General features: G+C 61.0%; 7 protein-coding genes and 1 pseudogene. 1 reads left to right on the forward strand and 7 read right to left on the reverse strand.

Features of this window, described 5'->3' with window-relative positions; all coding sequences use genetic code 11:
* Window positions 1-177: 177 nt before the first annotated feature.
* A complete protein-coding gene (locus tag MYCSP_RS22165; RefSeq protein WP_083019189.1) occupies window positions 178-1,593 on the forward strand; it encodes a hypothetical protein in 1,416 nt (471 codons plus the stop codon).
* Between the two features lie 4 nt (window positions 1,594-1,597).
* On the opposite strand, the gene MYCSP_RS22170 is transcribed toward MYCSP_RS22165, so the two are convergent.
* The 7 genes and pseudogenes from MYCSP_RS22170 to MYCSP_RS22200 all read right to left on the reverse strand — a co-directional run bounded on the left by MYCSP_RS22170 (window position 1,598) and on the right by MYCSP_RS22200 (window position 13,647).
* Complete coding sequence (locus MYCSP_RS22170) at window positions 1,598-1,936, reverse strand: hemophore-related protein (RefSeq protein WP_083019187.1); 339 nt, start codon at window positions 1,934-1,936, stop codon at window positions 1,598-1,600.
* 55 nt (window positions 1,937-1,991) lie between these two features.
* Complete coding sequence (locus MYCSP_RS22175; RefSeq protein WP_162266281.1) at window positions 1,992-4,853, reverse strand: MMPL/RND family transporter; 2,862 nt, start codon at window positions 4,851-4,853, stop codon at window positions 1,992-1,994.
* A 40-nt stretch (window positions 4,854-4,893) separates the two neighbouring features.
* Window positions 4,894-7,797 (reverse strand): MMPL/RND family transporter, encoded by a 2,904-nt coding sequence (locus tag MYCSP_RS22180; RefSeq protein ID WP_088415179.1) that lies wholly within the window; start codon window positions 7,795-7,797, stop codon window positions 4,894-4,896.
* Window positions 7,794-8,204, reverse strand: a complete 411-nt coding sequence (locus tag MYCSP_RS22185) for an MmpS family transport accessory protein (protein WP_083019184.1) — start codon at window positions 8,202-8,204, stop codon at window positions 7,794-7,796. Before MYCSP_RS22185 ends, MYCSP_RS22180 begins: the two co-directional genes overlap by 4 nt.
* 343 nt (window positions 8,205-8,547) lie before the next feature.
* Window positions 8,548-9,882: pseudogene (locus MYCSP_RS22190) on the reverse strand (hypothetical protein).
* Between the two features lie 75 nt (window positions 9,883-9,957).
* Window positions 9,958-11,226, reverse strand: a complete 1,269-nt coding sequence (locus tag MYCSP_RS22195; RefSeq protein ID WP_083019180.1) for a lipase family protein — start codon at window positions 11,224-11,226, stop codon at window positions 9,958-9,960.
* A gap of 48 nt (window positions 11,227-11,274) precedes the next feature.
* Window positions 11,275-13,647 (reverse strand): ATP-binding cassette domain-containing protein, encoded by a 2,373-nt coding sequence (locus MYCSP_RS22200; RefSeq protein WP_209435419.1) that lies wholly within the window; start codon window positions 13,645-13,647, stop codon window positions 11,275-11,277.
* Window position 13,648 lies beyond the last annotated feature (1 nt).

The following is a 13,648-nucleotide window of genomic DNA, read 5'->3' on the forward strand; positions in this document are numbered from 1 at the left end:
CAATTTCGCCACGACATCCCCGCCAAGCAGCTAGGCTCCGGACCTATTCGGCCGGTTGAGCCCCGTCGAGCGGCCGGCAGAGACACGTTGACAACTGGGGCACGCGCATCTCCAAAACTATTGCCGCCCAAAGCGAGCAACTGTCATCGCGCGGCCGGGAACGAAGGAGTTTGATCGGTGCCTGGGCAGATGCGTCGTCTTCGCGATTCCCTGAGCCGACGTCGAGCTTCCAAAGGTGTTACGCAGAAGGATAATCGGCTCGCATTGGCAGACGAGGCACTGCTCGCGGAACACCACGCCGCCGGCATGAACGTGGTTATCCAGGTTACGTGGCTGTACAGCGCGGCCGTCGACTTCGACGCGTTACAGAGCTTTCGGCGCAACCTGGGCCAGGGTCTGTTAGGGCGGCGCATCGAGCGTCCGGCGCTGCCCATCGCCCGGCATCGCTGGGTGGTAGATCGGGGGCAGCTGGACATCGACATCGCACCGAACACCCGTCCACGTGCCGAATTCAGCGATTGGGTCGACGAGCGTTCTCAGTTGCGCATCGACCCGGAATCGGGCCCGGGGTGGCACCTGGGGGTTCTTCCTCTCGAAGACGGCACCACCGCGATCAGTCTGGTGCTCTCCCACAACCTGATCGACGGTCTCGGGCTCGCCCTTGTGATAGTCGAGGCGGTACTCGGCAAGACCCGCGACCTTGGTTACCCACCGCCGTCTTCCCGCAAGCGACTACGTGCCCTGGCACAGGACACCAGACAGACTGCGCGGGACGTGCCGGAGGTCACCAGAGCGCTGATTTCGGCGGTGAAGCTGGGCAGAAAGCAGGCCCGCGAGAAGGCCGCATCGGGAAGATCACCGGCCCCAGCACCAGCCACGCGTGTCGCGGTCGTACCCGATGACGTTGTGCTTGTACCGGCCATCACGATCTACGTGAGTCTGAAGGATTGGGATGCCTGCGCCGAAACCCTTGGTGGAGCCAGTCATACACTCGCTGCCGCCTTCGCGGCTCGGTTCGGCGAGCGCATCGGGCGTCGACGCTCCGACGATGGTGCGGTCACCCTGCAGATTCCCATCAGTGACCGGGCCCAGGACGACACACGTGCGATGGCTCTTTCCTACGCTCGCGTCAGCATCGACCCGACGTCGCTCACCACTGATCTGCGGGAGGTGCGGGCTGCCATCAAGCAGACGCTGAGGACCTTGAAGGAAACACCCGACGAGTCCAAGCAACTCCTCTGGCTGCCATCGTTCGCGCCGGAACGTTCCCTGAAACGGATGGTTGCCAGGATGCCGGCCGACCCCGATCAGTCGGTGTTCTGTTCTTATCTAGGCGATCTCAACTCGATGATCGGCTACCCCGCAGGTTCAATCGCCGACTTCCAGAATGCGCGAGCAACCGGGCAGCGCGAAAGACGGCAGTTGCTTGAACGCACCGGTGGCAGAATGTTCATTCTGTCTGGGCGCCTCAACGGCAAGATCTTCATCAGTGTCGGCGCTTACCAACCGGGTGCGACAAACACCAAGCAGGCACTGTGCGATCTGGCTGAACTCACGTTGGCGGATTTCGGCCTCACCGGCGAGATTCACTGACAGATCAGAAGTTGTGGCAGGTCCTGTAGGCCTGTTCCATCACGCCGAGATACGGCTGGAATGCCGGAGCGTTAGCCACATCTTGAGCAGTCTGCGCCCGCTTTTCCGGCCCGGCCGCGAGGAATTCGCGCAGACCGCGTTGCAGTATGGGCGACTGAGAAAATGCCTTACCGAACTGCGGATCTTGCGCATTCAGCGCCGCCACCACTTGTGGATAGCTGCACGTCGTGTTGATGGCCAAGTCCAGGTCCGGGTCCGCGGAAGCGATCCCCGTGCCGACGGTCAATGACACCGCCAGCCCTCCCAGTCCAACGGATAATGCGGTTAGCGACAAGCGAAACATGTGTACTTCCTTTCTTCCTAATACTTTTGGTGCAGAATCGGCCCTAACGGACGAGTCAGGCATCTTGCAACACCCGCTCCCCGCGGTCGGCGAACTGTCGTGACCTTCTGATGGGACGCTGAAGCACTCGTTGGGGCCACCAGAACCACCGCCCCAGCAGCGCCGCGATCGACGGGGTCATGAACGCGCGCACCACCAGGGTGTCGAACAACAATCCGATACCGATGGTCGAACCGACTTGTCCGATAACGCGCAGATCACTGACCACCATGGACATCATGGTGAAGGCGAACACCAGACCCGCCGAGGTGACCACCTTGCCGGTACCACCCATGGCCCGAATGATGCCCGTATTGATCCCGGCGCCTATCTCCTCCTTCATCCGTGACACCAACAGCAGGTTGTAGTCCGAACCCACCGCCAACAAGATGATCACCGACATCGCAAGCACGAGCCAGTGCAGTTCTATGCCGAGGATGTTCTGCCAGATCAGCACCGACAACCCGAATGCGGCGCCCAGCGAAAGTGCCACTGTCCCAACGATTACCAGAGAAGCGACAAAACTACGCGTCATCACCAGCATGATGCCGAAGATCAGACACAGCGCCGCCACGCCTGCGATCAACAGATCGTAGGCGGAGCCGTCGCGTAGGTCCTTGAACGTCGCCGCGGTGCCCGCGAGATGAATCTTGGCGTTCTCCAGGGGCGTCACCTTGAGCGCCTCCTCCGCCGCCGACCGCACGGCATCCACCCGGGAGAGACTCTCCGGTGTCCCGGGGTCACCGCGGTACGTGAGAATCAGCCGGACGGCCTTCCCGTCCGGCGAAAAGAACAGGGACATGGCACGTTTGAAGTCCTCGTTCTCGAACACCTCCGGCGGCAGATAGAACGAATCGTCATTCTGGGCGCCGTCGTAGATCTTTCCCATCTCGCTGGCATTGGCGGCCGTCTGGTCGATGAGCGAGAAGATCCCCGACATGGTGCTGTGCATCGTCAGCATCATGGCCCGCATCGACTTCATCGTCGAGATCATCGGCGGGAACAAGTTGATCAGCTCCCGCTGATACAGGTTCATCTCCTCCACGCGCTCGAGGATCCGATGAGTCCGCTCGCTGAGCAGGTCGGTGCCGTCGAGTGCCTGGAAAACGGATCTGATGGCGAAGCAGATCGGGATGGTCTCGCAGTGCTTCTCCCAGTACAGATAGTTCCGCAGCGGCTTGAAGAAGTCGTCGAAATTGGCGATGTAATCGCGCAGTCTGTCCACGGTCGCCGTCAGCTCCCGGTTCATGACGACGGTCTCGTTGGTGATGTCCGAGATGTTGCGCATCAGCTCATAGGTGTGCTGCATCTGGTTGATCATCTTTGTCGTGTCTTCTGCCTGTTTCAGCATGTCGTCCACACGTTCTTTCCCGAACGGCAGAATCTGCAACATGCCGGCGCTCTGCAGGCTGATCTGAAACGGTATGGATGTCCGCTCGATCGGACTGCCCTCCGGGCGAGTGATGCTCTGCACCATGGAGATACCCGGCACAGCGAAAAGACCCTTTGCCAACTTGTGTAGCACCACGAAGTCCGCGGGATTGCGCATATCGTGGTCTGCTTCGAGAACCATGACGTCCGGCGTCATGCGCGACTCGGGGAAGTGCCGCTGCGCGGCCGCATAGCCGATGTTAGCCGGAATATCCTGGGGCACATACAGTCTGTCGTCGTAGCTGGTCCGGTAGCCCGGTAATGTCAGCAGTCCGATCAGCCCGACCGCGCACGCCCCGGCCAAAATGGGGCCTGGCCACCGGACAATCGCCGTGCCGATCCACCGCCACCGGCGGACCATCATCTTTCGCTTCGGCTCGAATAGTCCGAAACGACTACCGAAACCTATGACGGCCGGGACCAGCGTCACTGCGACGGCAACCGCCACCGCCATGCCGATAGCAGCGGGTACGCCCATCGTCTGGAAGTAGGGCAGGCGAGTGAAACTGAGACAAAATATCGCGCCCGCAATCGTGAGCCCGGAGGCCACGACAACCTTCGCGACACTGCTATAGGTGATGTAGAAGGCCGCCTGGCGATCTTCGCCGGACTGGCGTGCCTCCTGATACCGCCCGGTGAAGAATATGCCGTAATCCGTTCCCACCGCGATGCCCAGCGATACCAACAGGTTGACCGAGAAAGTCGAAAGCCCAATGACCCCATGGTCACCCAGAAGCGCGACGATTCCCCGGGCCGCCTGTACCTGCATCCCCACCATGATCAGCAGCAGCACGACGGTGACCACCGAGCGGTACACGAAAAGCAACATCGTGAAGATCACCACGAGTGTGACGACGGTGATCTTCACGATGGACGAGTTGCCCGCATGGTTCATATCCGTCACCAACGGCGCGGGCCCCGTGACGTAGGCCTGCACCCCGGGCGGCGGAGCAGTGCGGTCCACGATGCTCCGGACCGCCTCCACGGATTTGTTCGCCAGGGCCTGCCCTTGGTTACCCGCGAGGTTCAGCTGCACGTACACGCTCTTGCCGTCGGCGCTCTGCACACCTGTCGCCGTGAGCGGATCGCCCCAATAGTCTTGAACGTGCTGCACATGGGTCGTATCGGCCCTCAGTTGCCGAACCAGGCCGTCGTAGTAAGCGTGAGCGTCGTCCCCGAGGGGTTGCTGCCCCTCCAACACAACCATCGCCACGCTATCGGAATTGGATTCACCGAAAACCGCGCCCATGCGCTGCATGGCCTGAAACGACGGCGCCGCTTGAGGAACCAGGGACACCGAGCTCTCACGTCCGACCTGTTCCAACGACGGAACGGCGAAGGTGACGATGGCGACGACCATCAGCCAGCCCACGATGATCGGCACAGAGAGCTTACGGATCAGCCCGGCTGCGAACGGCGGCCTGGCCGGCATCCGGTGGATACTCATGCGGTTGTCACCCCGCGACAGACAAAGACACTCATCGCGTTTAGCGCTCTTCCTTCTGGAGAAGGAAGCTCACCAGCGGTCGTGGGCCGGCCGAAGCCCGGATTGTTCTGGCCGGACGCTGAAGCACTCGTTGGGGCCACCAGAACCACCGCCCCAGCAGCGCCGCGATCGACGGGGTCATGAACGCGCGCACCACCAGGGTGTCGAACAACAATCCGATACCGATGGTCGAACCGAGCTGCCCGATGGTCACGAGGTCACTGACCACCATGGACATCATGGTGAAGGCGAACACCAGACCCGCCGAGGTGACCACCTTGCCGGTACCACCCATGGCCCGAATGATGCCCGTATTGATCCCGGCGCCTATCTCCTCCTTCATCCGTGACACCAACAGCAGGTTGTAGTCCGAACCCACCGCCAACAAGATGATCACCGACATCGCAAGGACCACCCAGTTCAACGGGATACCCAGGATGCTCTGCCAGATCAGCACCGACAACCCGAATGCGGCGCCCAGCGAAAGTGCCACTGTCCCAACGATTACCAGAGAAGCGACAAAACTACGCGTCATCACCAGCATGATGCCGAAGATCAGACACAGGGCGGCCGTCGCCGCGATCAACAGATCGTATGTGGAACCGTCGACGATGTCCTTCACTGATGCCGCAGTGCCTGTCATGTAAATCTTGGCGTTTCGTAGCGGAGTGCCCTTGAGCGCTTCCGCCGCCGCCGTCTCTATCGGCTGAACCAGTGACATGCCCTCACGTGTCGCGGGATCACCACGCTGTGAAATCAGTAGTCGAGCGGCCTTCCCGTCCGGTGACAGGAAGATGTTCATCATGCGTTTGAAATCTTCGTTCTCGAATACCTCGGGAGGCAGATAGAACGAGTCGTCGTTCTGCGCGGCGTCGAAAGCCTTACCCATGGCAGTCGAGTTATTGGTCGTTTGTTCCATCTGGTCGAAGATCCCCGACATGGTGCTGTGCATGGACAGCATCATTTTTCGTGTGGACTCCATCGTCTCGATCATCACCGGGAACTGCTCGGCCATTTGCGGGAGCAGTTCATCCAGACGGTCCAGATTCGCGACCAGATCACTCAGCTTGTCGGAGACCTCATCGACGCCGTCGAGCGTGTCGAAAACCGAACGGATGGCTTGACATACCGGAATGTCATAGCAGTGCTTTTCCCAATAGAGGTAGTTGCGAATCGGCCTGATGAAGTCATCGAAATCCATCACGTGATCCCGCAGGTCATTCATGATGTCCTCGAGCTCATGGGTGGTCCCGACCATGTCGTGGGTCGTGCCGACCATCTGCTCGGTCAGCGCTTGCATGCGCTTCATGATCGCTATCGTCTTCAGCATGTCGTCGGCCTGTACCAGGAGGTCGTCCATGCGATTCCGCTGAAACGGCATCAAATGCGATTGGCTGGCGCTGCTCATGCTGAGCATGTACGGAATGGTGGTGTGTTTGAGAGGTTCGCCGCCAGGTCGCGTGACCGCCTGGACCCGCGAAACACCGGGGACGGCTTGCACTCCCCTGGCCAGCTTGTTCAGTACCAGAAAATCGGTCGGATTGCGCATATCGTGGTCCGCTTCGACCAACAGAATGTCGGGGGCCATCATCAACGACTGCGGGAAATGTCTTGATGCAGCGGCATATCCAACATTGGCGGGAATATCTTGGGGTATGTACTTCTGATCGTTATAGCTTGGCTGGTACACCGGCAACGTCAAGAGTCCGACCAGCGCCACCGCACACGTCGCGACGAGAATCGGTGCCGGCCATCGCACGATCGCGGTGCCGATCTGTCGCCACCGGCGGACCGCGACCTTTCGTTTGGGTTCAAACAATCCGTAACGGCTACCGACGGCGATGACCGCCGGGACGAGCGTGATGGCGACCGCCACCGCGACGACCATGCCGACAGCGGTAGCCACGCCCAGCGTTTGATACACGGGTAGCCGCGTGAAGTGCAGGCAGAGAACGGCGCCGGCAATCGTCAGACCCGAACCCAGGACCACCTTGGCGACACTACGAAAGGTGGTGTAGAAGGCGGCTTCCCGGTCCTCGCCGGCCTGACGCGCCTCCTGATACCGCCCGGTGAAGAATATGCCGTAATCGGTTCCGGCCGCGATGGCGAGCGCCACAAGCAGGTTGACGACGAACGTGGTGATACCGATGAGTCCGAGATTCCCGAGGAGCGCCACAAACCCCCGTGCCACCGTCAACTCTATTCCGACGACTACCAACATGAGGATGACGGAAACAATCGATCGGTACACCAGGAGGAGCATCGTGAAGATCACCGCCAGGCTCAGCCCCGTCACCAGCAGGACGGTCCTGTTGCCGGCCGGACCCAGATCCGCCGCGAAGGCGGCCGGACCCGTAACGTAGGCATTGACTCCGGGCGGGGCCGGTGTCCTGCCCACAATCGCACGTACGGCTTCGACGGACTGGTTAGCCGAGGCCCCTTGCCGGGGATCGGTAAGGGCCACTTGCACATAGGTGGCTTTGCCGTCGAGGCTCTGCGCGGCGGCCTGCGTCATCTGATCGCCCCAGAAATCCTGCACATGCTGCACATGTGTCGCGTCGGCCTTCAGCTGGCGAATCAGGTCGTCGTAGTAACGATGTGTGTCGTCGCCAAGGGGCTGTTGTCCCTCCACCACGATCATCGCGACAATGCTGGAATTCGACTCGTCGAACAGCTTGCCCATCCGCTGTGTCGCCTGAAACGACGGAGCCGCGTCGGGGTTCATCGCGACCGCGTGCTCCTTCTCGACCTGTTCGAGTGAGGGAACGCTGATGCTCAGGATGACAGCGATCGCCAGCCAACCAAGGATGATCGGAATCGACAGACGACGGATCGTCCGCGCCAGGAACGGTGGACGGCCCACCACCGGCAACGGCTCTGTCGGGGGTTCGCCGGGAGTACTCATGCAGCCTTCAGCATGCAGAAGGTCAACGCGCTGACGCCATACCGGATTTTCTCGTCCTTGACTTTGTCGCCCACCAAGATGCGGCATCCGATGCTGTCGGCGTCGCCCTGCGCCGTGATGTTTCCCATCGCGGTCGCCTCGGTGATCGGAAACTCCACCGACCAGGGAAGTGCGGCCTGCTTGATGACCTGCGGTTCGGCATCTGCGTCGAAGTAGCTGATAGTGGCCACCGTGCCCGGCGGTCCGAACACTTCGTACACCAGATACTTGGGATCATGCGGTCGCTTCTCTTCGCGTTCAGCGCTGGCGTATTCGGGGCGACGTTCGTTACCAAAGACACCGTGCAGCCGCGACACCGTAAATCCGCCCGCAACTCCCACCACCACAAGGACCAACGGAATCCACACACGCTTCAAGATCCTGAAAATCTCGAGTCCCTCCGACTGTCATTCGCGCTTGGCAGCATGTCAGCTGCACAAACATGTATCTCCAGATCGGATGTGAACACAACGGATAACCGAACCTCGAATGCAGCGGCACCCATGCTCGGTCTTGTGCGAAGCACCGCCAACCTGCGGCACGCCTCGTCGCGCGCGACCCGATTCCGACGAGTAAATCATGTCGTTGCGTACCGAAGGGCACAATCAGAAATCTAGGTCTGGCAACGTCTAATGCCTTGATATCAACCGATTTTGGGAATGGACTGCTCGTCCAGAAATTCGCCTTGTGCCGTGCCGCCGGCTCGCTGCACTATTCGTCCGCAGCCACCGAATCCGGATCGATCTCCGGCTGGATCCATCGGAATCCCGACTTGTCACGATCCATGAATCGGCGCTCGTATGTCCCGTGGATCTGCTTGCCGTCCACCTCGCCGCTGAGTACCAGCAGGTCGGCACTGGGCTGTCGTACGTCAATCACCTGTTGCGGCGCATCGGATTTGCGCTTACGTAACTCCAGCCGGTCGCCGTTGACCTCCAGCATCCACCGCGAGATGCGGCCGTCGGGTGTCTGAGAAACAAATGTCTCCACACCGAACTCCTGCACCTTGTCGCGATGGGCGATGGCGATGTTGGTCCACGGCCCGGGGTTAGCCTGATTCAACGTGGCCTCGCGCCCGTCCACAGTGAATGACGTTGCGTGCCAAACACCGTCGAGTGTCGAGGTCGGAGTCTTGTAGGTCGATTACACGAGGACGCTCTGATAGACGCAGAGGATCGTCAAGGCCGATGCCAGACCGAACTTCAGCACGATGCCCGTCTTCAACAGCCACCGTCGGCCCGAGCCCAGTGGCGACCACAGCTGTACCGGCTGGGTCTCTCTGTTGAAGACCACCCGGACTAGATTCGGCCAGAGCGGCGCGGTGATGGCCACCGCAATCAGGAAGAGCTCACCGGACACCTGCTTGACCTGTACGTCATAGGTCATGTTGAGCAGGAATACCTGACCCATGGCGAAGACCGATCCCAAGGCGCCCAAGATCCACGTACGGTTCCACAGCAAGAGTAATCCGGATACCAGTTCCACGAGACCCGTGGCTATCGAGTAGGGCTCCGAAGCTCCCATGAACCCCCATAGTGTGGTGAAAAGACTTGTATCGCCCACTAATTGGAGTTGACGATCCGGCAGGGCCATGAATCCCATTTGCGTGGGGATGGTCTTGGCCATCCCATACAGGATCATCGACAGCGCCAATCCGTATCGCGCGAACACCCACAGCGAGGCATCCAGTGATCGGTAGTTGGACCGATCACGATCCAACAGCGTCCATATCGCGGTGATCGCCAGTGCCACCACTATCCATCCGAGGTGATAGCACCACATCCACAGCAGGTCACCACCCGCCGACACGGTCAGTTCGATGCCCCGGCCGCGGACGAGGAGGCTTCCGATCTGAGCAGTCAGCCACAGTGCCGGCTCGAACACACCGAACAATCCGAGGTTGTCGTATACGGACAGCAGCAGGATGCCGCCGCCCACCGTGAACAGCAGGCGAAATCCACACTTCTGCAACGGAGTCCATCGCGCTGCAGTTTCGGCTCCATCGCCTTCGGCGGTGCCGGGTTGTTCGGGCGCAACGGTTGTCATGCAAGCGAGCCTAGTCGTCCGCCGGGCACGTGCGCCTCCGGGAAAACCCTGAGACACATCCTGATTCGATGAGCGCTAGTCCCCCAGTGCGCTTCGTATCCAACGCAGGACGCTGGGCATGGCCCAGCCGGCCGCAATCAGATGTTCGCCGGGCACCGGCAGGTAGTCCACCATCGCGCCCTGTGATCGCCAGCTCTCGGCGAGCTCGGTGGCGCCCTCCTCCGGAATGAACTGGTCGCCCATGAAACGATCACGCGAACCGTGGTACAGGAGCACCGGCATGATCGGCGCCGAGGCACCCGGCTTGTTCGCGGCGATCACATCCTGCGCGATCTCAGAATCGAAAGGTGCCGGGATCGCGGCCAACACGTCCAGATCGATGCGTGCCACCCCGGCCGCTGCCAGTGCGGGCTGCGGCAGGTCCTTGATACGGGTCGCCATGTAGAAGGCGAAGTCACCGAAGAGCTCCATCATGCCCGGGTACTCGCGTGCCTGGCCGATCGTGGCCGCAGCGAACAGGCCAGAACCCAACGCCGCGTTCATACTGCGATACAGCAGGGCGTAATCCGTGGGCGTTCCACCGGCGACGGCACCACTGAATCTCAGCTCCGGCGCATAGGTCGGCTGCTCCTGCGCGGCCCATACCGTCGCGATGGCTCCACCGCTGTACCCATCCATCACCATGGGCGATTCGAGGAGATCCGTTCGCAATCGCTGCATTCCGCGCACCGAGTCCAGCACCGCGTGCGCAGCCATGATGCCCGCCGAATACGCCATCCGCGGTCCCTCATGGTCGGGTATGAGCACCGCATAGTTGCGGGCTAGCAGTAAGGGCGCCAGCGGCGGGACATCGATGTACATGCCTCGTTCGATCCGGTAGGAAGGCGCCGCCTTGAATCCCAGTGAGTTGATCGGCTGGTTGCGCACGACCACCGGCCGTGCGCCCGGGCCTCGCCACGGACGACTCGGCTCGATCAGCGTCGCCGTCACGGGAACAGAGTTGCCTGCAGTGTCGGTCGAGCGCACCATGAATCGTTCAATGGTGGTCCCTGGCAAAGGGACACGCGGCAGCACATACTGCCGACGGACGACTTCTCCGTTGACATGACCGGTGAGGTCACCCGGGCTCGAGTAGAAGTCAAGCCCAGGGATCGGAGTCGGCAGGATGGCGGCATGCCGGTCCGCTCGCTGTTCATCGGTCAACCGGCGGGCGGCCCAACTGTTCAGCCGCCGCAGCACCGCAGGACTACGCAGGGCCGCGGCCGAACCCGCGACCCCGGCGACGGCGGTCCCCACACTAGCCAGTGCGGTTCCACCGAGTACCGCCATGGGACTCCTTGCCATGAGTTACCTCCTGGGTCACACAGAGTAGATCTGCGGCCTTGTCTTCCCCTAGATACCCACGTACTCGGCCAGGTGCTGACCCGTCAGCGTCGATCGCCCGGCGACGAGATCCTCTGGTGTGCCCTCGAAGACAATGCGCCCGCCATCATGCCCGGCGCCCGGTCCCAGATCGATGATCCAGTCGGCGTGTGCCATCACGGCCTGATGGTGCTCTATGACGATCACCGACTTCCCCGAATCCACCAACGCGTCCAGCAGGTTGAGCAGCTGCTGGACATCGGCGAGGTGCAAACCCGTTGTCGGCTCGTCCAGCACGTAGATGCCCCCGTCTGAGCCCATATGTGTGGCAAGCTTCAGACGCTGTCGTTCTCCCCCAGACAGGGTGGTGAGGGGCTGCCCCAGGCTCAGATAGCCCAGCCCGACATCGTTAAGGCATGTCAGAATCTTATGTGCAGTACTAACTTTCGCATCTCCGTCACCGAAGAACATCTGGGCTTCGGCGATCGGCATGGCCAGCACCTGACTGATGTCACGACCGCCGAATTGGTAACGCAACACCGCGGCGTCGAATCTCTTGCCTTCGCACACATCACATGTGCTGGCGATTCCCGCCATCATGCCCAGATCGGTGTACATGACGCCCGCGCCGTTGCAGTTGGGGCACGCCCCCTCCGAATTCGCGCTGAACAGTGCGGGCTTCACTCCGTTCGCCTTCGCGAATGCCTTGCGGATCGGTTCCAGAAGGCCGGTGTAGGTCGCCGGGTTGCTACGGCGTGATCCGCGGATGGGGGCCTGGTCGATGGCGACCACCTCGGTGAGCTTGGACACCGAGCCGTCGATCAGAGAGCTCTTCCCCGACCCCGCCACCCCGGTGATGACCACCAACACACCCAGCGGGATATCGATATCGACCTTCTGCAAATTGTGCGCATCAGTGCCACGAATTTTCAAGCAGGACAATGACTTACGTAGAGATTGCTTCAGCGCGGCGCGGTCGTCGAGATGCCTGCCGGTGATCGTGTCGCTGGCGCGCAACTCCTCCACGGTGCCCTCGAAACAGACGTTCCCTCCCTCGGTGCCCGCTCCGGGCCCCAGATCCACGACATGGTCGGCTATCTGAATGGCCTCCGGTTTGTGCTCCACTACCAGCACCGTGTTGCCCTTGTCCCGCAGCTGTAGCAGCAGCTTGTTCATCCGCTGAATGTCGTGCGAATGCAAACCGATCGTCGGTTCGTCGAAGATGTAGGTGACATCGGTGAGCGAAGACCCCAGATGGCGAATCATCTTGGTGCGCTGCGCCTCTCCACCAGAGAGTGTTCCCGCGGGGCGGTCCAGGGAAAGATAGCCCAGACCGATCTCCACAAAGGAGTCGAGCGTATGCACCAGTTTCTCCAGCAGCGGGGCGACCGATGGCTCCTTGAGACTGCCCACCCACTGAGCCAGATCGTTGATCTGCATTGCGCATACCTCGGCGATGTTCTTACCCTCGATCTTCGACGAGCGCGCCAGCTCCGATAGTCGTGTGCCGTCGCAATCCGGGCAGGTAGAGAAGGTGGCGACCCGATCCACAAAGGCGCGGACATGCGGCTGCATAGACTCAATGTCCTTGGACAGGTAAGACTTCTGTATCTGCGGGATCAGACCAAGGTACGTCAGATTGACACCGTCGACCTTGAGCTTGGTCGCCTCCTTGTAGAGGAAGTCATGCAGTTCCTTCTTCGAGTACTTGCGAATCGGCTTGTCGGGGTCCAGGAATCCGCAGCCGCGATAGATGCGCCCGTACCACCCGTCCATGCTGTACCCGGGAATTGTCAGCGCACCCTCGTTGAGCGACTTGCTGTCGTCGTAGAGCGCGGAGAGATCGATGTCGTTGACCGCACCACGCCCCTCACAGCGTGCACACATCCCTCCGACGATGCTGAACTCGCGACGTTCCTTTGTCGGCTGCGAGCCGCGTTGAACGGTGACCGCGCCGGCGCCGCTGATGGAGGCGACATTGAACGAAAAAGCTTGATCTGAACCAATATAAGGCTGACCGAGCCTGCTGAAGAGAATGCGCAACATCGCGCTTGCGTCGGTGGCGGTGCCGACCGTGGACCGCGGGTCGGATCCGATGCGTTCTTGATCGACGATGATCGCCGTCGTCAACCCGTCAAGCACGTCGACATCCGGTCGGGCCAGCGACGGCATGAATCCCTGCACGAAGGCGCTGTAGGTCTCGTTGATCAGGCGTTGGGATTCGGCGGCGATGGTCCCGAAAACCAACGAGCTCTTTCCCGAACCGGATATGCCGGTGCACACGGTGAGACGACGTTTGGGTAGCTCGACACTGACATTCTTCAGGTTGTTGACCCGGGCGCCGTGTACCCGGATCAGATCATGACCATCGGCAGGGTGGATGCGGGTTGCCTTGGACATCATC

It is taken from the genome of Mycobacteroides saopaulense (assembly GCF_001456355.1).
Classification (GTDB): domain Bacteria; phylum Actinomycetota; class Actinomycetes; order Mycobacteriales; family Mycobacteriaceae; genus Mycobacterium; species Mycobacterium saopaulense.

Coding starts and splice junctions, on each gene's coding strand:
- MYCSP_RS22170 (WP_083019187.1), bottom strand. CDS start 1,936: ATGTTTCGCTTGTCGCTAACCGCATTATCCGTTGGACTGGGAGGGCTG.
- MYCSP_RS22175 (WP_162266281.1), bottom strand. CDS start 4,853: ATGAGTATCCACCGGATGCCGGCCAGGCCGCCGTTCGCAGCCGGGCTG.
- MYCSP_RS22180 (WP_088415179.1), bottom strand. CDS start 7,797: ATGAGTACTCCCGGCGAACCCCCGACAGAGCCGTTGCCGGTGGTGGGC.
- MYCSP_RS22195 (WP_083019180.1), bottom strand. CDS start 11,226: ATGGCAAGGAGTCCCATGGCGGTACTCGGTGGAACCGCACTGGCTAGT.
- MYCSP_RS22200 (WP_209435419.1), bottom strand. CDS start 13,647: ATGATGTCCAAGGCAACCCGCATCCACCCTGCCGATGGTCATGATCTG.